The organism is Aeromonas sp. FDAARGOS 1409 (assembly GCF_019048705.1).
In the GTDB taxonomy this organism is placed as follows: domain Bacteria; phylum Pseudomonadota; class Gammaproteobacteria; order Enterobacterales; family Aeromonadaceae; genus Aeromonas; species Aeromonas sanarellii.
This window is the reverse complement of the sequence record NZ_CP077395.1, coordinates 1,932,700-1,952,425: the sequence shown is the minus strand read 5'-3', so window position 1 is coordinate 1,952,425 and position 19,726 is coordinate 1,932,700. Positions and strand designations below refer to the sequence as shown.

Genomic DNA, 19,726 nt, shown 5'->3' with positions numbered 1-19,726 from the left:
ATCCCTTCGAGGATCCACCATGCCCAACCCATTCCCTCTCACAGGAGCCCTCATGCCCGCCAATCCCCAGTCAGAACAGGAGCTGCTGACCCGCGCCTATGCCATGGCGGGCCTCACCCTGGCCCAGCTCGCCGCCACCGCCGGGATCCCGGTGCCGCGGGATCTCAGGCGTGACAAGGGCTGGACGGGGCAATTGATCGAATGGCATCTGGGGGCCAGCGCCGGCAGCCGGCCCGAGCAGGATTTCCCGGATCTCGGCATCGAGCTCAAGACGATCCCCGTCGATCCTCAAGGCCGGCCGCTCGAGACCACCTTCGTCTGCGTGGCCCCCCTCATCGGGATCAGCGGCCAGCGCTGGGAAGAGTCGAACGTGCGCAACAAGCTGTCGCGGGTGCTCTGGATCCCGGTGGAGGGGAGCCGCGAAATCCCGGTCGGTGAACGCCGGGTCGGCATGCCGCTGCTGTGGAGCCCGAGCGAGGAGGAGGATGAGCTGCTGCGTCAGGACTGGGAGGAGCTGATGGACATGATAGTGCTGGGGGAAGTGGAGCAGATCAGTGCCCGCCACGGCCAGGTGATGCAACTGCGCCCCAAGGCGGCCAACAGCAAGGCCCTGACCCGCGCCATCGGTCGCAACGGCCAGCCGATCCAGACCCTGCCACGGGGGTTCTACCTCAAGATCCCGTTCACCCACCAGTTGCTGCAGCGCCACTTTGCCCTGCCCCTTTGATCTGTGTTATCAACATCCTTGTCATAGAGTGATATAAAAATGACCAGCAATGCTTTCTTCGCAGCCAGTGACAAGGAGTCCATATGCCGATCAACAAGCAATTTCTCAAGTCCCGTCCCGAGGTCAAGGTGACCTTTGCAGTGGAAAAGGAGGCCGCCGGCGACGCCGAACAGGTCTTGCTGCTGGGTGAATTCAGCCAGTGGCAACCCATCGAACTGAAAAGGATGAAGAGCGGGGAGTTCAAGGCGACGCTCAACCTTCCCACCGACGGCCCCGCCCATTTCGAGTATTGCTACCAGCTGGTGCAACCGAATGGCGAGACCTTCTACGACAACGACTGGGAAGCGGATGACTATGTGCCCGGTCCCTTCGGGCGGGACAACTCGGTGGTGAGGGTCAGCCAGCCGGGCTGAGTGCCGGCCTGCCGAATCGCGGACACAAAAAAGGCTCGCCATTGGCGAGCCTTTTCACTACCTGTCGAGCTTTTCGCCGACATACCGACACCAATTCGAATCGAATTAGTTGAGCTTCTCTTTGATACGAGCAGCTTTGCCGGACAGGTTGCGCAGGTAGTACAGTTTGGCGCGGCGAACATCACCACGACGCTTCAGTTCTACGCTGTGGATCAGCGGAGAGTGAGTCTGGAATACACGCTCAACACCTTCGCCGTTGGAGATCTTGCGAACGGTGAAAGCAGAGTGCAGACCGCGGTTACGCTTGGCAATCACGATGCCTTCGAAAGCCTGCAGACGCTCTTTACCACCTTCTTTAACACGAACTTGAACACGTACGGTGTCGCCCTGGGCAAAAGCCGGGATGTCGGTACGCAGTTGCTCTTGTTCAAGCTGCTGAATAATCTTGCTCATTGTCTTTCCTTACCTAGGATAAACTGAAAACTCTACTAAACGTTGTCACGCACTTCGCGGACATACTCGGCAAGAAGTGATTCTTGCTCGTCAGTCAGAGCTAGGTTGTTAATAAGTTCCGGCCTTCTCTGCCAGGTTCGTCCGAGCGATTGCTTGAGACGCCAGCGCCGAATCACTTCGTGATTGCCGCTTGTCAGCGCCTCGGGCACCGTCAGCCCATCCAACACCTCCGGCCGAGTATAGTGGGGATGATCCAGCAGGCCATCCGTGAAGGAGTCCTGCTCGGCACTGGCCTGATCGCCCAAAACCCCAGGGACCAGACGCGAAACCGCATCGATCAGGGTCATGGCAGGCAGTTCGCCACCACTTAACACGTAATCCCCGATAGACCACTCTTCGTCGACTTCGGTTTGTATCACGCGTTCATCGATACCTTCGTATCGACCGGCGACCAGAATCAGTTTCTGATTCGTCGCCAGCTCGGTTACGCCCGCTTGAGTCAGCTTGCGTCCCTGAGGGGAGAGATAGATGACTTTCGCCCCGTCTCCCGCTGCTTGCTTGGCTGCATGAATGGCATCACGCAGCGGCTGAACCATCATCAACATGCCGGGCCCACCACCATAAGGACGATCATCGACCGTACGGTGTTTGTCATGGGTAAAGTCCCGGGGGTTCCAGCACTCAATCTGCAGCAGGCCACTCTTGACGGCCCGACCCGTTACCCCGTGCTCGGTAATGGCTCGGAACATTTCAGGGAAGAGGCTGATCACCCCAATCCACATAAGAAACCTCCGGCACCCGTATCAGCGCGGGAAACTAGAAACCAGGATCCCAATCAACTTCGATTGTTCGAGCAGTCAGATCAATGTTCTTGATCACCTGCTCTTCCAGGAACGGAATCAACCGCTCCTTTGCACCAAAGGCATCTTTTACATTGGCCTCAACCACCAACACATCGTTGGAGCCGGTTTCCATCAATTCGGTCACCTTGCCCAGGTCGTATCCCTTGGTGGTCACTACGGTGCAACCGATGAGGTCACGCCAGTAGAACTCCCCTTCGGGCAACGCGGGCAACAGATCGGCGGGGACGCCAATCTCGACATTGGTCAATGCCAGGGCATCCTCGCGCACATCGATACCATCGAGTTTGCAGATCAGACCCTTGTTGTGACGCTTCCAGGCCGAAACCCGAATCTCACGCCACGCCCCGTTCTGATTGATCAGCCAGGGGTTGTAATCGAAAATCGCTTCGGCAACATCGGTGAAGGAGTTCACTTTAAGCCAGCCCTTGATCCCGTAAACGGTGCCCAGGGTGCCCAGAACTACAGGTTTTTCCACCTTAACTCCCTACCGTTTGGCTGATTAAGCAGCTTTGGCAGCGTCTTTGATCAGCTTGGCAACGCGGTCAGAAACAGCGGCACCAGTAGCAACCCAATGCTCGATACGAGCCAGGTCCAGGTTCAGCTTTTCAGCGTTACCAGCAGCAACCGGGTTGAAGAAACCGACGCGCTCGATGAAACGACCGTCACGGGCGTTACGGCTGTCAGCAACTACTACCTGGTAGAACGGACGCTTTTTCGCGCCACCACGTTGTAAACGAATGGTTACCATATCGTCCTCATTAACATCTAATGAACAAGGCCCGCAAACACGCGGACCCTAGCTTAAAATAAGCCGCGTAATTCTACTTGGATTCGTAATAATTGCAACCAAGCCAGCCATTTTTTGCGCAGAGCGGCAATGAAAAGGGCCTGCCATGGGCAGACCCTCGATCAAGGATCCGGGTCAGATCAGAAGGGGCCGCGGCCGCCACCGAAACCGGGGGGCAACATGTTCTTCATCTGGCCCATCATCTTGCGCATGCCGCCCTTGCCGGACATCTTCTTCATCATGCGCTGCATCTCGGTGAACTGCTTGAGCAGCTTGTTCACGTCCTGCACCTGCATGCCTGAGCCCGCGGCGATGCGGCGCTTGCGGGAGCCCTTGATCAGATCGGGATGGGCACGCTCCTTGGGCGTCATGGAGCTGATGATGGCCTCCATCCGCACGGTGAGCTTGTCATCCATCTGATCCTTGATGTTGTCCGGCAGCCCGGACATGCCGGGCAACTTGTCGAGCATGCCCATCATGCCGCCCATGTTGCGCATCTGGGCCAGCTGCTCGCGGAAATCTTCCAGATCGAAGCCCTTGCCGCTCTTGACCTTGCTGGCCAGCTTGGCCGCCTTCTCCTTGTCGACGTTGCGCTCCACCTCTTCGATGAGCGACAGCACGTCGCCCATGCCGAGGATGCGGGAGGCCAGACGATCCGGATGGAAGGGCTCCAACGCGTCTGTCTTCTCGCCCATACCGATGAACTTGACCGGCTTGCCGGTGATGTGGCGCACCGACAGGGCGGCACCGCCGCGGGCGTCGCCATCCGCCTTGGTGAGGATCACACCGGTGAGCGGCAGCGCCTCGTTGAATGCCTTGGCGGTGTTGGCGGCATCCTGACCCGTCATGGCATCCACCACGAACAGGGTCTCCACCGGCTTGATGGTGGCGTGCAGATCCTGGATCTCCGCCATCATCTCGCCATCGACGTGCAGACGACCGGCAGTATCGACGATCACCACGTCATAGAACTTCTTGCGCGCCTGATCGATGGCCGCAGTGGCGATGGCGACGGGTTTCTGGCTGGCATCGCTCGGGAAGAAGTCGACGCCGATGTCGCCGGCCAGGGTCTCCAGCTGCTTGATGGCCGCCGGGCGGTAGACGTCGGCACTGACTACCAGCACCTTCTTCTTGCTTCGCTCCTTGAGCAGCTTGGCCAGCTTGCCGACCGTGGTGGTCTTACCGGCCCCCTGCAGACCCGCCATCAGAATGATGGCCGGCGGCTGGGCCGCCAGGTTGAGCTGCTCGTTGGCCTCCCCCATCACGGTGACCAGTTCGCCGTGCACTATCTTGATGAAGGCCTGGCCCGGGCTCAGGGACTTGGCCACTTCCTGGCCCACCGCCCGCTCCTTGACGCGGGCCACGAAATCGCGCACCACCGGCAGGGCGACGTCCGCCTCGAGCAGCGCCATGCGCACTTCGCGCAGGGTATCCTTGATGTTCTCTTCCGTCAGGCGACCGCGGCCGCTGACGTTGCGCAGGGTGCGCGAGAGTCGTTCAGTCAAATTCTCAAACATGACGCTTTCCGGTTCTTGGCGTGACAATGGGGACATTATACCCCGGTCAGCACTGTGGGGACGATTACTCGCCGCTTGTGGCGGCAGCCAGCCTTCGAACGGGCAGGCTAACAAATGAGGGGCATTATACCCCAGTCCGCACTGCAGGGACGATGACTCGCCGCTTGCGGCAGCCTGCCATGAACGGGCAGGTCAACAAATGGCGGGCAGTATACCCCAGTCAACGCAGGAGGACGATTATTCGCCGCATGGAGCGCTTCTACTTATATGTGGGCAGTTGGCCCCTGGCACAACTGGCGAGCATATCTTGTGCAAGGTATACTGCCCCTCTTATCCCTAAAGCTTGTTTGACAACGACCTGGTTATGATCGTGATCTCTGTTCTGGCCCTGGCGTTTTACCTGCTGGCCATCATCGCCTCACTGCACCTGCTGCTCAGCGCCAAGCCTGTCGGGCAAGCGTCGCTGTTTGCCTGCATCGGCCTTGCCCTGACCGCCCATGGGGTGGCCGTGGGCAGCGAGGTGCTGGCCACCCACTCCGGCCAGAACCTCAGCATGCTGAACGTGGCCTCCCTGGTCAGCCTGATCATCAGCAGCTTCATGACCTGCGTCACCCGCCGCTTCAACGGCTGGATCCTGCTGCCCGTCGTCTACAGCTTCTCGGCCCTGCTGCTGGCGGCCAGCGCTCTCATTCCCGGGCGCTACATCACCCATCTGGAGGCCCATCCCCAGCTGTTGCTGCACATCGGGCTCGCCTTGCTGGCCTATTCGGTGCTGATGATAGCCTGCCTGTTTGCCCTCCAGCTCGCCTGTCTGGACAGGCAGCTGAAATCGAGAAAAATCAGTCATCTGCCTGCCATGCCGCCCCTGATGACGGTGGAGAAGCGCCTGTTCCAGCTGATCTCGGCGGGGCTGCTGTTGCTGACCCTCTCCATCGCCTCCGGCCTGTTCTTCCTGGAAGACATGTTCGCCCAGGGCAAGTCCCACAAGGCCATCCTCTCGATCCTGGCCTGGTGCGTCTACGCCCTGCTGCTGTGGGGCCATCACACCCGTGGCTGGCGGGGTCGCAAAGTCATCATGCTGAGCCTGGTCGGCAGCATCATCCTGACCCTGGCCTACTTTGGCAGTCGCTTCGTCAAGGAAGTGCTGCTGAGCTGACGACCCGCCCGCCCCTCAACCACAGACACAGGAGCCCTGCTTGGACAGTATCTCAACGAGTACATTGCTGATTGTGCTCGTTATCTTGATCCTCTTGTCAGCCTTCTTCTCCAGTTCCGAAACCGGTCTGATGTCCCTCAACCGCTACAAGTTGCGGCATCTGGCCCAGACCAAGCACAAGGCCGCCCGCCGGGTCGAAAAACTGCTGGCCCGGCCGGACAGGCTGCTCGGCCTCATTCTCATCGGCAACAACTTGGTCAACATCCTGGCTTCCGCCATCGCCACCATAGTCTGCATCCGGCTGTTCGGGGATCTCGGCGTCGCCATCGCCACCTTCGGCCTCACCCTGGTGGTGCTGGTGTTCGGGGAGGTCACCCCCAAGACCCTGGCCGCCATGTTCCCCGAGCGCATTGCCTACCCCGCCTCCTGGGTCCTCAAGGGCTTGATGGTGCCCTTCTCGCCCCTGGTCTGGCTCATCAACAGCATCACCAACCTGCTGCTCAAGCTCTTGCGCCTCGAACACCGCAAGGATGACGCCCTCAACACCGAGGAGCTGCGCACCATAGTCAACGAGGCGGGCAGCCTGATTCCCCAGCGCCATCAGGAGATGCTGATCAGCATCCTGGATCTGGACAAGATGACGGTGGAGAACATCATGGTGCCGCGCAGCGAGATCTCCGCCATCGACATCAACGACGACTGGAAGCTCATCCTGCGCCAGCTGGCCCACTGCGCCCACACCAAGATCCTGCTCTATCGCGACAACATCGACGATGTGGTTGGCTTCCTGCACGCACGCGACGCCCTGAGGCTGGTCGCACGGGATCAGTTCAGCAAGTCCAGTCTGCTGCGAGAGGTCGACCCCATCTACTTCATCCCCCAGGGGACGCCGCTCAATGTGCAGCTGGCCAAGTTCCAGCGCAACAAGGAGAGGATCGGGCTGATTGTCGACGAATATGGCGACATTCAGGGGTTGATCACCCTGGACGACATACTGGAAGAGATAGTCGGCGACTTCACTACCTCCATGACGCCGACCCCGAGCGACGAGATCCACCCCCAGCCGGACGGCTCCTTCCTGGTCGAGGGCTCCGCCAGCATCCGCGAGCTGAACAAGGAGATGGACTGGCACCTCCCCACCGATGGCCCGCGCACTCTCAACGGCGTGATCCTGGAGTACCTGGAGGAGATCCCCCAGCCCAACATCAGCGTCAGGCTGGCGGGCTACCCCATCGAGATCCTCGAGGTGGAGAACAACATGGTGAAGATGGCGAGGATCATGCCACACCTGTACCGTAACGATTCAGGGTACGAAGATTGAAAAAAGGCTGCCGATGGCAGCCTTTTCGTTTCACTCGCTCTCGTCATCCGGCTCCAGCACCAGGGTCGGGATCAACTCGCCGAACACCTGCTGCAGCTCGTCACGGTTGGCCAGCAGATCTTGCAGCGTATAGCCGTCCATCACCGCCAGGAACGCGTTCATCGCCTCCTTCAACGCGCTCTTGAGCAGGCAGACAGAGACGATATGGCAGACGGGGGAACCGCAGTCGATGCCGTCCAGATTGCCTTCCAGCGCCCGGATCACCTGGCCTATGTTTATGCTCTCGGGGGAGCAGGCCATGCGGATCCCGCCATTCTTGCCGCGCTGGGATTGCAGGTAGCCCAGCTTCACCAGCTGGTTTACCACCTTCACCATGTGGTTGCGGGAGACGTCGTACAGGGCGGACACCTTGGCCACGCTCGACAGTTCGCCCTCCGGCAGGGTGGCCAGATAGAGCAGGGCTCTCAATCCAAAATCGGTATAGCTAGTCAGTCTCATAGTGCCTGCGGCGCATAGCGCAAAGAATTGATGATTGATCCAGATCAATTAAACATTTAGGATGCAACTTATTAAGTGACATTCCAGATGTTCAATTAGAAAGGACCTCCTATGTTAGACCAAGCCACCATCGCCGTCATCAAGAGCACCATTCCTTTGCTCGAATCGGCGGGACCAGCCCTCACCCAGCACTTCTACCAGCGCTTGTTCAGCCACCATCCGGAATTGAAGGATGTATTCAATCTGGCTCACCAGCGCAGCGGCGGTCAGCCGTTGGCGCTGTTCAGTGCGGTGGCGGCCTATGCCAGGAACATCGACAACCTGGGCGCCCTGGCAGGGGCCGTGGAACGCATCGCCCACAAGCACACGGGTTTCCTCATCCAGCCGGAACAATATCACATTGTAGGTAGTCATCTCTTGGCCACGCTCAAAGAAATGGGTGGTAATGCGGTGACAGAGGAGGTGCTGGCGGCCTGGGGCAAGGCATATGGCGTGCTGGCCGACATCTTCATCGGCCGGGAGGGCGAGCTCTACCGGGAGCAGGCAAGCCAGGAGGGGGGCTGGCAGGGTACCCGTTCCTTCATCATCAGGGAGAAGCGCCAGGAGAGCGAACTCGTCACCTCCTTCGTGCTGGCCCCCGTCGACGGCATGCCCGTGCTGCGCTTCAAGCCGGGTCAATATCTCAGCATCAAGCTGGTTCATCCCAAGCTAGAACACCAGGAGATCCGCCAGTACTCTCTCTCCGATGCGCCCAATGGCCGCGACTACCGCATCAGCGTCAAGCGCGAGCCCCAGGGTCAGGCTTCCAACCTGCTGCACGACAAGCTGCACGTCGGTGACGAGGTGACAGTGATGCCACCGGCAGGCGACTTCTTCCTGCAAGAGGAGACTGCCACCCCAGTGGTGCTGCTCTCCGCCGGGGTGGGACTCACCCCCGTGCTGAGCATGCTCAACCACTTGCTGGCGAGCGGCCAGGATACCGAGATCCGCTGGCTGCACGCCTGCGAGCGCGGTGCCCAGCACGCGTTCAGAGAGGAGATCCGGGAGAAAAGCCGGCAGCACCCCAGATTGCAGAGCCGCACCTGGTATCGAGAGCCGGGAGAGCAGGATGTCCAGGGTGAGGATTACGACTTCGTCGGCCCCCTGGCGCTGGAGCAGGTCACCGACCTCATCCCGGCCAACGCCCACTACTATTTCTGCGGCCCTCTTGGCTTTATGAAGGCGGTGAAGGGTCAACTGGTCGGTTTGGGCGTGCCTGCCGACCGCATGCACTACGAGATCTTCGGCCCCCATCAGGAGATCTGATCCCGCCTCACCGCCACGCACCGCTGACAAGGCCCGGACACCCAGGTGTCCGGGCCTTTTTCATGGTGTCTGGCCGCCAGTGATCAGCGCATCGCCTTGGCGCGGGCGATGGCGTTGGCGGGCATGCGGTTGCCGAGCCGGCTGAGCAGGCTCGCCGCCTTCTGGTGGATGGCCTTGTCGCCGATGACGGCGCCGTGCAGCCAGTGATAGGCCTCCTCGTAATCCAGCGGGCTCCCCATGCCCTGCAACAGCATCTCGACCCACTCCATCTGGGCCCGCAGGAAGCCGAGGCTGGCGGCCTCCCGCATCAGGGTCTCGGCCCGCACCAGATCCTTCTGGACCAGGATGCCCTTCCAGTAATAGCGGCCGAGCTGCTCCAGTGCGGGTGCCAGCCCCTGGTTCGCCGCCTCCCACATGTATTGCACCCCCATCTGGGCGTCCGGCTTGATGCAGACGCCCCAGGCGAGCATGTCTCCCCAGAGGAACTGATAGGCGGGGATCTTCATCACCGAGGCACGCGCCTCTATGTCCTGAGTCAACTGGCACCTGTCCTGCTTCACCCTGGCCAGATGGCGCCCCTGCTCTATCCAGTTGAGCAGCTCGTCCTGCCGATAGAGCGGCACCGCCTGCAGTTCCCCCGCCGCCGCTGAGACTGCGCTTGCCGCCTTGGGCAAGGGTGCCGCCGCCGGGGCTGTCGAAGCCGCAGCGGATGCGGCAGACGCGGCAATGGTCGAACGTTCAGGTGGCGACGCAACGGTGGTCGGGGGAGACGCGGTCGCCGCAGTCTGGGTTGGTATGGCGGCCGATGCCGGCTCGGCCCCCTGCAAGGGGAGGCTGCACAAACCGACGAGGCCGATGAGGATACTGGGTTTCATCATTAGAGATCTCCTGCTGCCCTCTGTTATCGGCAGCCGGGACCATCTCCTTAGCCCGCCACACCAACCCCCGAAAATGACAAAGGGGAGCCTGGGCTCCCCTTGCGATCGACGCGGCGACTTATTTGACGAAGTCGACACCCAGCTGGATGTCGGCCTTCAGGGTGGCCAGCATGCTGTCCATCGCCTCTTGCTCGAAGGTGCTCAGCTTGCCGTAGTCCAGCACGGACTCGACGCCGTTCTTGCCGAGCAGTACCGGCTGCGCGAAGAAGGTGGCGTGCTCGCCGTTGCCTTCCACATAGGCGCACTCGATGACGTTGGCTTCCCCTTGCAGACCCTTGATGAGAGACAGACCGAAGCGGCAGGCTGCCTGGCCCATGGAGAGGGTGGCGGAACCGCCACCGGCCTTGGCTTCCACAACCTCGGTACCGGCATTCTGGATGCGCTTGGTCATGGCGGCGACTTCTTCAGCAGTGAAAGACGCGCCTTCAACCTGGGAGAGCAGCGGCAGAATGGTCACACCACTGTGGCCGCCGATGACGTTGACGCGCACCTTGTCGACGTTCAGCCCCTTGGCTTCGGCCACGAAGGTCTCGCCACGGATCACGTCCAGGGTGGTGACACCGAACAGGCGGCGCTTGTCATAGACACCGGCCTTCTTCAGCACTTCGGCGGCGATGGCGACCGTGGTGTTGACCGGGTTGGTGATGATGCCGATCAGCGCCTTCGGGCAGGAGGCGGCACACTTCTCCACCAGATTCTTGACGATGCCGGCATTGATGTTGAACAGATCGGAACGATCCATGCCGGGCTTGCGGGCCACACCGGCGGAGATCAGCACGACATCGGCGCCGACCAGAGCCGGGCTCGGATCTTCACCGCAGAAACCTTTTACTTTCACGTCAGTCGGGATATGGCTCAGGTCCGCCGCCACGCCCGGGGTGACCGGTGCGATGTCATACAGGCTCAGTTCGGAACCGGCAGGAAGGCGATTTTTCAACAGCAGAGCGAGGGCTTGGCCGATGCCACCGGCGGCACCCAGAACGGCAACTTTCATGATCAACTCCATGTCTAAGCGTAGGTTTAAGGTTGTTTCTAGTTGGGTTAACGCTGATTCTTATTGTGCGCCTCACCTTAAAGGATCCCCTCCCAAAAAACAATCTGATAACAGTTGTAATCACGGGTTCTGTGAGCCAGGGAACAAGCGGCGACGAAAGCGGAGAGGAATATGCGATAAATGGGAGGAAAAGCACAGATTTCCTGTGCCCACCTCACCATTAAGAGGTAAATCAGACTGCTTCAGGACTGGAATGCCAGCGCTCTGCGCTCACACCAGCGGAAACCAATTGTTAACAATCCATTCATGGTCAGGTAGAGGGCCCCGGCCACGGTGAACACCGCCAGGGTGTCATAGGTCTGGGCGTTGAGGCGCTGGGCCAGCCCCATGATGTCCATGATGGTGATGGTACTGGCGAGTGAACTCCCCTTGAGCACCAGGATCACCTCGTTGGAATAGGCGGGCACCAGCCGGCGGGCGGCGTGGCGGGTCTTCATCCAGAGGGTCTGGCCGGCCGAGAAGCCGAGCGCCCGACAGGCCTCCACCTCGCCGGCGGGGATGGCGTCGAGGGCCCCCTTGAACAGCCGGGTGGAGTAGGCGGCGGTGTTGAAGCCGAGCGCCAGCACGGCGCAGAACCAGGGCTGTTTGAGCAGCGGCCAGAGCGGGCTCGCCTTGAGCCACTCGAACTGGCCAGGCCCGTAGTAGATGAGGAAGATCTGGATGAGCAGCGGCGTGCCGGTGAAGATCAGCACCCAGAGCTGCACCAGCTGGGTCGCCACCGGTATGCGGCGCTCCAGCACCCAGGTCATGGCAGCCGCCATCAGCACGCCGAGCAGCAGGCTGAACGCGGTGAGCTGCAAGGTAATGGCCAGCCCCCCCAGCAGGGTCATCAGGTAATCCTGCATGATCAGCCTCCGTAACGGCGGGTAGAAGGAGCAGCCTGCTTGAACCCGCAGTCACTCAGCTGACTGAAGACAGTCGGTTGCAGGGTGATAACAAATCCCCCCAGCAGGGTCATGAGATAATCCTGCATGCTCAGCCTCCGTAGCGTCGGGTGTAACGAGCCGCCTGCTTGAGGCCGAACTCGCTCACCAGGCTGATGGCCAGGTAGATGAGGGCCGCGGCGGCGTACCAGGTGAAGGGTTCATAGGTGCTGGCCGACGCCATCTGCGCCTGGCGCATCATCTCGTTCACCCCGATAAGGGAGACTAACGCCGTATCTTTCAGCAGCACCAGCCACTGGTTGCCGAGCCCCGGCAGGGCGTGGCGCCAGGCCTGGGGCAGCACGATGCGAAAGAAGGTGTGCCCCTTGCCAAGGCCGAGCGCCAGCGCGGCCAGCCGCTGCCCGGCAGGCACCGCATTGAGCGCGGCCCTCAGGGTCTGGGTGGCATAACTCGCGAACAGCAGGGAAAGCGCCAGCACACCGCAGGCGAAGGGGCTGAACTCCACGTACTCCCCGGTGATGAGGAACAGCACCTGGGTCGAGCCGAAGTAGATGAAGAGCACCACCAGCAGCTCGGGCAGACCGCGGATCAGGGTGGTCAGGGTGGCCACGGGCCACACCAACCAGCTGCGCTTGCTGAGCTCGGCGGCGCTGAACGCCAGCGCCAGCGCCATGCCCCCGACCAGGGATGCCAGGGCCAGCCCGAGGGTCATCCAGGCTGCATCCAACAACAGGCTCAGCATGGCTTACTGCGCGAAGTACTTGTCATAGATCTTCTGATAGGTGCCGTTGGCCTTGATCTCGGCCAGCCCCTTGTTCAGCTGGGTCAGCAGCTCCTGGTTGCCCTTGGCCACCGCGATACCGAAGCCGGTACCGAAGTACTTGGCGTCGGTCACCGGCGTCCCCACCACCGCGTACTCCTTGTGCTGCTTGAGCCAGTCGGCAGCCACCGCGGTATCGGCAAACACGCCGTCGGTGCGGCCGTTCATCATGTCGAGGAAGGCGCTCTGGTAGCTGGCGTAGGGCACGGTCAGCAGACCCTTGCTCACCCAGTTGTCCACCAGATAGGACTGGTGGGAGGTGCCGTTCTGCACGCCGACGGTCTTGTCCACCAGATCTTCCGGCCCCTTGAAGGCGTCCTTCTTGGCGACGAAGACGGCGGAGTTCTCGTAATAGATGTCGGAGAAGTCGACCTGGGCGGCCCGCTCCGGGGTCACGTCCATGGCGGCGATGGCGGCGTCATAGCGGCGGAACTTGAGGCTGGGGATCAGGCTGTCGAAGGCCTGGTTGTGGAAGCTGCACTCCAGCTTGGCCTGCTCGCAGACGGCGCGGGCCAGATCGATGTCAAAGCCCTGGAACTCGTTCTTGTCGTCCAGGTATTCGAACGGCGCATAGGTGGCCTCGGTGGCGAACTTGATCTCTTTCGCCAGCACCGAGGTGCTCAGCAGGCCCATGGCGGCGACCAGCAACAGACTCTTTTTCATGACAGCTTCCTTATCGACTCAATATCAATGCATCAAGAATTCGGCAAACCGGCTGGTTTGCGGGGACTGGAAGATGGCGGCGGTGCCGGATTCGATGATCCGCCCCTTCTCCAGATAGATCACCTGACTGGCTACCTTGCGGGCGAACTCCACCTCGTGGGTCACCACCACCTGGGTGATGCCGGTCTGGCTCAGGGTGCGGATGATCTCCGCCACCTCTTTGGTAATTTCGGGGTCCAGGGCCGCCGTCGGCTCGTCAAACAGCAGCACCTGGGGATCCATCATCAGGGTACGGGCGATGGCCACCCGCTGCTGCTGGCCACCGGAGAGGCGTGCCGGCCAGGCATCGCGCTTGTCGGCCAGCTGCAACTGGGCCAGCAGGTAGGCCCCCTTGTCGATGGCCGCCTCGCGGCTCATGCCGAGCACCTTGACCGGGGCTTCGATCAGGTTCTCCATCACGGTGAGGTGGGGCCACAGATTGTACTGCTGGAACACCATGCCCACCTTGCGGCGCAAGGCCTGAGCCTGACGGTTGAACTCAGCGGCGGAGAGGCTGGACGGGAAAGAAAATTCACTGCCGGCGATGCGCAGCACACCGGCGTCCGGGGTGTCCAGCAGGTTCATCATGCGCAGCAGGGAGCTCTTGCCCGCACCGCTCGGACCCAGCAATACCAAGGTCTCGCCGGGAGCGCTCCGAAAGCTCACCTGTTGCAGTACCGGCACCTTGTGCCAGGATTTTTCGACGCCGATTAATTCGATACCCATACAGCCCAATTGAATAAGTTTTCAAAATTTCGTCCTGATTCTAGCGCCGGCATACATTGATGCAAGCTATATTTGAATCAATATGCAGAACAAGCGCCGCTTCCTTGCCAAAAGAGGCATATGAATGCAAAATAGCAGCGCTGTTCGTATCTGCCGCCTGAGCGTGACAGGCGGTCACCCCCCTCATTCGTGAGTCCAAGATGAAACATAACGACAAGCAAGAAAAACTGGCCAAGGCCTTTAAAGCCTTGCTGAAAGAGGAGCGATTCGGCTCCCAGGCAGAGATAGTGACTGCCCTGCAAGAGATGGGCTTCGAGAACATCAACCAGTCCAAGGTCTCGCGCATGCTGAGCCGCTTCGGCGCCGTCCGCACCCGCAACGCCAAGATGGAGATGGTGTACTGCCTGCCGGTGGAGCTGGGCGTGCCCACCACCTCCAGCCCGCTCAAGAATCTGGTCCTTGACGTCGACCACAACGGCGCCCTGGTGGTGATCCACACCAGCCCGGGGGCGGCCCAGCTCATCGCCCGCCTGCTCGACTCCCTCGGCAAGGCCGAAGGGATCCTCGGCACCATCGCCGGTGACGACACCATCTTCATCACGCCGACCAGCGACACCGACATCGAGGAGCTCTACCTCTCCGCCCTCGAACTGTTCGAGCAGACCCCCTGATCGGGCAGCCGTCGTCGAGACGGCATCCCGAACGAAAAATCCCGGCCAAGGCCGGGATTTTTGTTATCTGCGAGTAAGACAGGCTTAACGGCCCTGGGCCACCAGGAAGTCGACGGACGGGGCGAAGAAGGCCGCGCCGGTCACCGCCCGGGTGAAGCGCAGCAGGTGATCGAAGTGACTGCCCTCCCCCTTGTACATGCTGGCCAGCATGGCATTGAAGTGCAGCGGCGTGCGGCAGCAGGAGATGAAGTAGAGCCCCTGCTCGCTCATGGTGCCCCAGGGCATGCTCTGGCGCAGGATCTCCATGGACTCCCCCTTCGGGGTCTTGAGGTTGACCCGCTTGATGTGGGAAGTGAGCGGCTTGTCGGCGGACTCGTATTCGATGTTGTCCACCTTGGTGCGGCCTATGATGTCTTCCTGTTCCTTCAGGGCCAGCTTCTCCCAGTCGCTCATGGCGTGGACCCAGCGCTGCACGTGGAGATAGGAGCCGCCGGCGAACTCGCCGCCCTCCAGCAGCGCCACTTCGGCCCTGTGCTCATCCTGCGGGTTCTCGGTGCCGTCGACGAAGCCGGTCAGATCCCGGCAGTCGAGGTTGCGAAAACCGCGCACCTCTTCGGCCAGCACCACCAGTCCGGCCAGCAGGGCCATCACCCGCTGACCGGCGTGGTGCAGCACGTCCACCCGGTCGGCCCTCAGCTGCACGAACAGATCGAACGGAGTGTTCGGCGCCTTGTTGCCATTGGCCTCCTGCGCCATAAAGCCGCGGAACTGGGGTGGACGGGCCACCGGATAGATGGCATCCCAGCCCTCGGCCCCCACGGCCACCAGGCCGCTGAAGGCGGCATCGGGGAAGTCGGCGCTCACCGCGTCCCACAGCGCCGGCAGGCTGGCCAGGCGGGCCGCCAGGGCGGCACCGTCGCCGGTGCGATTGAACATCAGATAGAGGGCATGCAGATTCGGCTCTGCGCAGATCCCGGCTTGGGCTTTCATTTCTCTCTCCAAAGACATTGGCTAAAGGCGTGGCGCGATTATAAACCAGTGCAACCCCAGTTCATTGATTTCACGACGATATCACGCCATCAGGGCAAAGGGTCAAACAACACCAGGGCATGTGGGGCCACGGTCACCCGCGCCCTCTTCCCTTCCAGGGGCTCGCCGATGCTGGCCTCCAGCGACTGGCCGGCACAATCCACCAGCACCCGGCAGTGATGACCCAGGAAGTGCTGCTCCCGCACCTCGAGTTCGCCGTCAGCCGCCGCCGTCAGCGCCAGCTGCTGGGGCCTGAGCATGAGTTGCAGCCGCTCCCCGACCGCACGGCCATGGGGCTCCTGGCCACAGATGGTGCCCAGGGTGGTCTTCACGCAGTGGCTGTCCACCACCTCGGCCGCCAGATAGTTGACCCCGCCGAGAAATTCCGCCACGAAGCGGTTCTGTGGGCGGCGATAGAGCTGCTCAGGCTGCCCCACCTGCTCGATGTGACCGGCCCGAAACAGCGCCAGCCGGTCGGCGAAGGCGAACGCCTCCTCCTTGCTGTGGCTGACGAAGATGGCCCCTATGCCCTGCTGCTTGAGCAGGGTACGGATCTCGAGGATCAGCTTCATCCGCACCTGGGTGTCGATGTTGGAGAAGGGCTCGTCCAGCAGCATCAGCCTCGGCTTGCAGACCAGGGCGCGGGCGATGGCCACCCGCTGCTGCTGGCCGCCGGAGAGCTGATGGGGATAGCGCTCCCCCAGGCCCTGCAGATTGACCAGCGCCAGCGCCTCTTCCACCTGCTGCTGGCGGCTGCCGCGATCGAGCCGGATCAGCCCAAAGCCGACATTCTGTGCCACCGTCAGATGGGGGAAGAGGGCGTAATCCTGGAAGATCATGCCGATGTGGCGCGCCTCCGGCGGCACGCTCTGGCCCTCTCCGTCCAGCAGCATATCGCCGAGACGGATCTCCCCTTCGGCCAGCGGCAACAGGCCGGCGACGGCCTTGAGCAAGGTGGTCTTGCCACAGCCGCTCGCCCCCAGCAGGCAGACGATCTCGTTGTCGGCCACCGTCAGGGATAGCTGTTCCAGCACATTGCGACCGTTGTAGCGGCAGCTGACCTTCTCGATATTCAGGCAGGACAAGGTACTTTTCCTCTCGCGTGTTGACGCCGGGCGGGACGACGCGCTCAGTGGCCCGGGCCGTCCAGACTGCGGTTGATCCAGACCAGGGGGACCAGCCCCACCAGCACGATGACGATGGCGCCGAGCGCTCCCCGCTCCAGCATCTCGTCCGAGACGAACTGGTAGACGTGGGTCGCCAGGGTCTCGAAGTTGAACGGCCGCAGCAACAGGGCGGCAGGCAGCTCCTTCATGGATTCGATGAATACCAGCATGGCACCGGCAAAGAGGCCGCGTCGCACCAGCGGCAGGTGGATACGCCGCAGCATGCCGCCCGCCCCCTGCCCCAGGGAGCGGGCCGCCATGTCGAGACTGGGGGAGACCTTGTTCATGCTGCTCTCCACCGAGCCGATGGCGATGGCCACGAAGCGCACCAGGTAGCCGAACACGATGGCGGTAAGGGTGCCGGTCAAGAGCAGACCCGGCCCCTGCATCCCGAGCCAGTCGGCCAGATCGTTGATGCCAAAGTCCAGCGCCGTCAGCGGCACCAGCACCCCGATGGCGAGCACTGTGCCCGGCATGGCGTAGCCCATGGCGGCGATGCGCAGGGGCAGCAGGCTGCGGGTGCCCCCATCGAGACGGCGGAAGAAGCCGAGCAGCAGGGCGATGGCCATGGCGAGCAGTGCGGTCAACGCCGAGACCGTCAGGCTGTTGCCGGCGAAGCGAACGAACTCCGGCGTCCACGACAGCGCGAAATAGCGCACCCCGTAGTCCAGCAGGATCGCGAACGGCAGGACGAAGCCCGCCAGCACCAGGCCCCAGCACCAGATCGCGGCCAGCACGCGGCGCCCTCCCTTGAGGGGATAGCGCATCGGCTGCTCGAACCCCATGGATTTCTGGAACACCTGCTGGCGCTGGCGGGAGCGGCGCTCAATGGCGATGAGCAGCACCACCGCCAGCAGCATCAGGCAGGAGAGCTTGGCGGCGGTGGCCAGGCTGCCGTAACCGAGCCAGGTGTCATAGACCGCCGTGGTCAGGGTGTTGATGGCGAAGAAGTGGACGGTGGCGAAGTCGGCCAGGGTTTCCATCGCCACCAGGGATACCCCCACCATGATGGCGGGGCGGGCCAGCGGCAGGCTGAGACGGCGAAAGCTCTGCCAGGGGGTGCAGCCGAGCAGCCGGCTGGAGTGAATGAGGCTGACCGACTGCTCCAGGAAGGAGGCGCGCGCCAGCAGATAGACATAGGGGAAGAGCACCAGGGCCAGCACCCAGGCGGCACCGCCGAGGGAGCGAATGGCCGGGAACCAGTAGTCGGCCGGGCTCTGCCAGTCAAACAGGGTGCGCAGCCCCGCCTGCAACGGGCCCGAGTAGTCGAGCAGATCGGTATAGACGTAGGCCACTATGTAGGAGGGCATGGCCATGGGCAGCATCAGCGCCCACTGCAGGGCGCGGCGCCCCGGCACCTGGCACATGGCCACCAGCCAGGCGGTAGGCACCCCGAACAACAGGCTGAGCGCCGCCACCCCCAGCACCAGGCCCGAGGTGTTGCGAAGGTAATCGGTCAGTACCGTATCGGCGAGGTGGGCAAACAGATCCCCGTCGGCCGAGAAGGCGGAGAAGACGAGGGCAAGTACCGGCAAACCCAGCAGCAGGGCGGTGGCCCAGCTGCCGGCAATCCATCCAAAATGTTTCATGAGTCCACAGATGTTGATGGGGCCATCGGCCCCATCTGATTACAAGTCGAATTTCACTTCATCAAGCAGTTGCAAGGCGTCCTTGCGATGCTTGGCGTAGTCGCTGACCGGCAGGGAGTCAGACTTGAAACTGCCCCAGGACTTGACCATGGCGGAGGGTTCCACCCCGGCCTTGACCGGGTACTCGGCATTCACGTCCGCATACATGTGCTGGGCGGTGTCGCCGGAGAGGAACTCCATCAGCTTCTGGGCCGCCTCCTTGTTCTTGGCGTACTTGGTCATGGCCACGCCGCTCACGTTCACGTGGGCACCGCGATCCCCCTGGTTCGGGAAGTTGATCTCGACCGCCTCGGCCCAGGACTTCTGCGCCGGATCCTTCAGCATGGCGCCCAGGTAGTAGCTGTTGCCCAGGGAGACATCGCAGATGCCGTCCTTGATCGCCTTGACCTGATCCCGGTCGTTGCCCTGCGGCTTGCGTGCCAGGTTGGCCTTGACCCCTTCCAGCCAGGTTTTGGCATCCGCCATGCCGTGATGGGCGATCATGGAGGAAACCAGCGCCACATTGTACTCGTGCTTGCCGCTGCGGGTACAAATTTTTCCTTTGAATTCAGGCTTGGCCAGATCTTCGTAGCTGATGGTGGCGAGCTTGCCGAGGCGCTCCTTGCTGGAGTAGATGGCGCGCACCCGGGTGGTCAGGGCGAACCAGCGGTTCTCCGGATCCCGATAGATGGAGGGGATATTCTCCTGCAGGGTCTTGCTGTCCACCGGCTGCACCAGATCCTTGTTCACCAGGTCGGTCAGGCGGCTGATGTCGACGGTCAGCATCAAATCCGCCGGGGAGAGCTTGCCTTCCCGCTCCAGACGCTCGTTCAGCCCCTCTTTGGCGAACACCACGTTGACCTTGATCCCGGTCTCCTTCTCGAACTGCTGGATGATGGGCTTGATCAGCTCATCCTGACGGGTGGAGTAGACGTTCACTTCAGCGGCGAATGCCGACTGGGCGGCCAGGGTGGAGAGAGCCAGCGCCAGCATCTTCATTTTCATTGTCCGTTCCTTGTGTGCGTATCGATTGATAACCATTTTTGTTTGCATTCTGCACGAGTCACG

The 19,726-nt window shown here is 61.7% G+C and carries 23 protein-coding genes; 6 read left to right on the top strand and 17 right to left on the bottom strand.

From position 1 onward, the window contains the following. Positions 1-52: 52 nt before the first annotated feature. Entirely contained in the window at positions 53-727 is a 675-nt protein-coding gene (mutH, locus tag I6L39_RS09360) for a DNA mismatch repair endonuclease MutH (RefSeq protein ID WP_209793625.1), read from the top strand. 83 nt (positions 728-810) lie between these two features. Next, positions 811-1,140 carry an isoamylase early set domain-containing protein gene (locus I6L39_RS09355; RefSeq protein WP_042079294.1) on the top strand — a complete coding sequence of 110 codons (330 nt, stop codon included), beginning with the start codon at positions 811-813 and terminating at the stop codon, positions 1,138-1,140. Between the two features lie 105 nt (positions 1,141-1,245). On the opposite strand, the gene rplS is transcribed toward I6L39_RS09355, so the two are convergent. From rplS to ffh, 5 genes are all read right to left on the bottom strand, one after another. After that, positions 1,246-1,593 carry a 50S ribosomal protein L19 gene (gene rplS, locus I6L39_RS09350; RefSeq protein WP_005313505.1) on the bottom strand — a complete coding sequence of 116 codons (348 nt, stop codon included), beginning with the start codon at positions 1,591-1,593 and terminating at the stop codon, positions 1,246-1,248. 35 nt (positions 1,594-1,628) lie between these two features. Then, a complete protein-coding gene (gene trmD / locus I6L39_RS09345) occupies positions 1,629-2,375 on the bottom strand; it encodes a tRNA (guanosine(37)-N1)-methyltransferase TrmD (RefSeq protein WP_216991625.1) in 747 nt (248 codons plus the stop codon). Positions 2,376-2,409: 34 nt separating this feature from the next. Then, complete coding sequence (rimM, locus tag I6L39_RS09340) at positions 2,410-2,931, bottom strand: ribosome maturation factor RimM (RefSeq protein ID WP_040096753.1); 522 nt, start codon at positions 2,929-2,931, stop codon at positions 2,410-2,412. Positions 2,932-2,955: 24 nt separating this feature from the next. Continuing rightward, on the bottom strand, positions 2,956-3,204 hold the full coding sequence (rpsP, locus tag I6L39_RS09335; RefSeq protein WP_010673084.1) for a 30S ribosomal protein S16: 249 nt from the start codon (positions 3,202-3,204) through the stop codon (positions 2,956-2,958). Positions 3,205-3,383: 179 nt separating this feature from the next. Next, positions 3,384-4,760 (bottom strand): signal recognition particle protein, encoded by a 1,377-nt coding sequence (gene ffh / locus I6L39_RS09330; protein ID WP_042079296.1) that lies wholly within the window; start codon positions 4,758-4,760, stop codon positions 3,384-3,386. 364 nt (positions 4,761-5,124) lie between these two features. On the opposite strand from ffh, the gene ccsA reads away from it, so the two are divergent. Both ccsA and I6L39_RS09320 read left to right on the top strand, forming a co-directional pair. Then, positions 5,125-5,916, top strand: a complete 792-nt coding sequence (ccsA, locus tag I6L39_RS09325; RefSeq protein ID WP_042079404.1) for an inner membrane protein YpjD — start codon at positions 5,125-5,127, stop codon at positions 5,914-5,916. A 40-nt stretch (positions 5,917-5,956) separates the two neighbouring features. Beyond that, positions 5,957-7,237, top strand: coding sequence for an HlyC/CorC family transporter (locus I6L39_RS09320; RefSeq protein WP_042079297.1), 1,281 nt, complete (start codon positions 5,957-5,959; stop codon positions 7,235-7,237). A 30-nt stretch (positions 7,238-7,267) separates the two neighbouring features. Here the strand turns inward: I6L39_RS09320 and I6L39_RS09315 are convergent, their stop codons facing one another. Continuing rightward, positions 7,268-7,735, bottom strand: coding sequence for an Rrf2 family transcriptional regulator (locus tag I6L39_RS09315; RefSeq protein ID WP_042079298.1), 468 nt, complete (start codon positions 7,733-7,735; stop codon positions 7,268-7,270). 111 nt (positions 7,736-7,846) lie between these two features. On the opposite strand from I6L39_RS09315, the gene hmpA reads away from it, so the two are divergent. Beyond that, complete coding sequence (gene hmpA, locus I6L39_RS09310; protein WP_216991624.1) at positions 7,847-9,040, top strand: NO-inducible flavohemoprotein; 1,194 nt, start codon at positions 7,847-7,849, stop codon at positions 9,038-9,040. A gap of 83 nt (positions 9,041-9,123) precedes the next feature. Here the strand turns inward: hmpA and I6L39_RS09305 are convergent, their stop codons facing one another. From I6L39_RS09305 to I6L39_RS09280, 7 genes are all read right to left on the bottom strand, one after another. After that, positions 9,124-9,714, bottom strand: a complete 591-nt coding sequence (locus I6L39_RS09305) for a tetratricopeptide repeat protein (RefSeq protein ID WP_219144409.1) — start codon at positions 9,712-9,714, stop codon at positions 9,124-9,126. Between the two features lie 322 nt (positions 9,715-10,036). Next, positions 10,037-10,972 (bottom strand): malate dehydrogenase, encoded by a 936-nt coding sequence (gene mdh / locus I6L39_RS09300; RefSeq protein WP_216991623.1) that lies wholly within the window; start codon positions 10,970-10,972, stop codon positions 10,037-10,039. Between the two features lie 242 nt (positions 10,973-11,214). Then, on the bottom strand, positions 11,215-11,877 hold the full coding sequence (gene artM / locus I6L39_RS09295; RefSeq protein ID WP_216991622.1) for an arginine ABC transporter permease ArtM: 663 nt from the start codon (positions 11,875-11,877) through the stop codon (positions 11,215-11,217). 2 nt (positions 11,878-11,879) lie between these two features. Beyond that, complete coding sequence (locus I6L39_RS20325) at positions 11,880-12,005, bottom strand: hypothetical protein (RefSeq protein ID WP_302055617.1); 126 nt, start codon at positions 12,003-12,005, stop codon at positions 11,880-11,882. 2 nt (positions 12,006-12,007) lie between these two features. After that, complete coding sequence (gene artQ / locus I6L39_RS09290) at positions 12,008-12,658, bottom strand: arginine ABC transporter permease ArtQ (protein WP_201997025.1); 651 nt, start codon at positions 12,656-12,658, stop codon at positions 12,008-12,010. 3 nt (positions 12,659-12,661) lie between these two features. Next, entirely contained in the window at positions 12,662-13,399 is a 738-nt protein-coding gene (locus tag I6L39_RS09285) for a transporter substrate-binding domain-containing protein (RefSeq protein WP_216991621.1), read from the bottom strand. Positions 13,400-13,423: 24 nt separating this feature from the next. Next, positions 13,424-14,164, bottom strand: a complete 741-nt coding sequence (locus I6L39_RS09280; protein WP_216991620.1) for an ATP-binding cassette domain-containing protein — start codon at positions 14,162-14,164, stop codon at positions 13,424-13,426. A 200-nt stretch (positions 14,165-14,364) separates the two neighbouring features. On the opposite strand from I6L39_RS09280, the gene argR reads away from it, so the two are divergent. Beyond that, on the top strand, positions 14,365-14,835 hold the full coding sequence (argR, locus tag I6L39_RS09275) for a transcriptional regulator ArgR (protein WP_005308670.1): 471 nt from the start codon (positions 14,365-14,367) through the stop codon (positions 14,833-14,835). An 84-nt stretch (positions 14,836-14,919) separates the two neighbouring features. Here argR and I6L39_RS09270 read toward each other — a convergent pair whose 3' ends face one another. From I6L39_RS09270 to I6L39_RS09255, 4 genes are all read right to left on the bottom strand, one after another. Beyond that, the gene (locus I6L39_RS09270) at positions 14,920-15,825 is read right to left on the bottom strand and encodes a Dyp-type peroxidase (protein WP_216991619.1); all 906 of its coding nucleotides are present in this window, start codon (positions 15,823-15,825) and stop codon (positions 14,920-14,922) included. Positions 15,826-15,914: 89 nt separating this feature from the next. Further along, positions 15,915-16,949 (bottom strand): ABC transporter ATP-binding protein, encoded by a 1,035-nt coding sequence (locus I6L39_RS09265; protein WP_216991618.1) that lies wholly within the window; start codon positions 16,947-16,949, stop codon positions 15,915-15,917. Between the two features lie 44 nt (positions 16,950-16,993). Beyond that, positions 16,994-18,619, bottom strand: a complete 1,626-nt coding sequence (locus I6L39_RS09260; protein ID WP_216991617.1) for an iron ABC transporter permease — start codon at positions 18,617-18,619, stop codon at positions 16,994-16,996. A gap of 39 nt (positions 18,620-18,658) precedes the next feature. Then, positions 18,659-19,663, bottom strand: a complete 1,005-nt coding sequence (locus I6L39_RS09255) for a Fe(3+) ABC transporter substrate-binding protein (protein ID WP_042079309.1) — start codon at positions 19,661-19,663, stop codon at positions 18,659-18,661. Positions 19,664-19,726: the final 63 nt, after the last annotated feature.

What these genes read in the sequence shown, in the direction of transcription:
- mutH (WP_209793625.1), top strand. Translation starts at nt 53, where the DNA reads ATGCCCGCCAATCCCCAGTCAGAACAGGAGCTGCTGACCCGCGCCTAT.
- I6L39_RS09355 (WP_042079294.1), top strand. Translation starts at nt 811, where the DNA reads ATGCCGATCAACAAGCAATTTCTCAAGTCCCGTCCCGAGGTCAAGGTG.
- rplS (WP_005313505.1), bottom strand. Translation starts at nt 1,593, where the DNA reads ATGAGCAAGATTATTCAGCAGCTTGAACAAGAGCAACTGCGTACCGAC.
- trmD (WP_216991625.1), bottom strand. Translation starts at nt 2,375, where the DNA reads ATGTGGATTGGGGTGATCAGCCTCTTCCCTGAAATGTTCCGAGCCATT.
- rpsP (WP_010673084.1), bottom strand. Translation starts at nt 3,204, where the DNA reads ATGGTAACCATTCGTTTACAACGTGGTGGCGCGAAAAAGCGTCCGTTC.
- ffh (WP_042079296.1), bottom strand. Translation starts at nt 4,760, where the DNA reads ATGTTTGAGAATTTGACTGAACGACTCTCGCGCACCCTGCGCAACGTC.
- ccsA (WP_042079404.1), top strand. Translation starts at nt 5,125, where the DNA reads ATGATCGTGATCTCTGTTCTGGCCCTGGCGTTTTACCTGCTGGCCATC.
- I6L39_RS09315 (WP_042079298.1), bottom strand. Translation starts at nt 7,735, where the DNA reads ATGAGACTGACTAGCTATACCGATTTTGGATTGAGAGCCCTGCTCTAT.
- hmpA (WP_216991624.1), top strand. Translation starts at nt 7,847, where the DNA reads ATGTTAGACCAAGCCACCATCGCCGTCATCAAGAGCACCATTCCTTTG.
- mdh (WP_216991623.1), bottom strand. Translation starts at nt 10,972, where the DNA reads ATGAAAGTTGCCGTTCTGGGTGCCGCCGGTGGCATCGGCCAAGCCCTC.
- artM (WP_216991622.1), bottom strand. Translation starts at nt 11,877, where the DNA reads ATGCAGGATTACCTGATGACCCTGCTGGGGGGGCTGGCCATTACCTTG.
- I6L39_RS20325 (WP_302055617.1), bottom strand. Translation starts at nt 12,005, where the DNA reads ATGCAGGATTATCTCATGACCCTGCTGGGGGGATTTGTTATCACCCTG.
- artQ (WP_201997025.1), bottom strand. Translation starts at nt 12,658, where the DNA reads ATGCTGAGCCTGTTGTTGGATGCAGCCTGGATGACCCTCGGGCTGGCC.
- I6L39_RS09285 (WP_216991621.1), bottom strand. Translation starts at nt 13,399, where the DNA reads ATGAAAAAGAGTCTGTTGCTGGTCGCCGCCATGGGCCTGCTGAGCACC.
- I6L39_RS09280 (WP_216991620.1), bottom strand. Translation starts at nt 14,164, where the DNA reads ATGGGTATCGAATTAATCGGCGTCGAAAAATCCTGGCACAAGGTGCCG.
- argR (WP_005308670.1), top strand. Translation starts at nt 14,365, where the DNA reads ATGAAACATAACGACAAGCAAGAAAAACTGGCCAAGGCCTTTAAAGCC.
- I6L39_RS09270 (WP_216991619.1), bottom strand. Translation starts at nt 15,825, where the DNA reads ATGAAAGCCCAAGCCGGGATCTGCGCAGAGCCGAATCTGCATGCCCTC.
- I6L39_RS09260 (WP_216991617.1), bottom strand. Translation starts at nt 18,619, where the DNA reads ATGAAACATTTTGGATGGATTGCCGGCAGCTGGGCCACCGCCCTGCTG.
- I6L39_RS09255 (WP_042079309.1), bottom strand. Translation starts at nt 19,663, where the DNA reads ATGAAAATGAAGATGCTGGCGCTGGCTCTCTCCACCCTGGCCGCCCAG.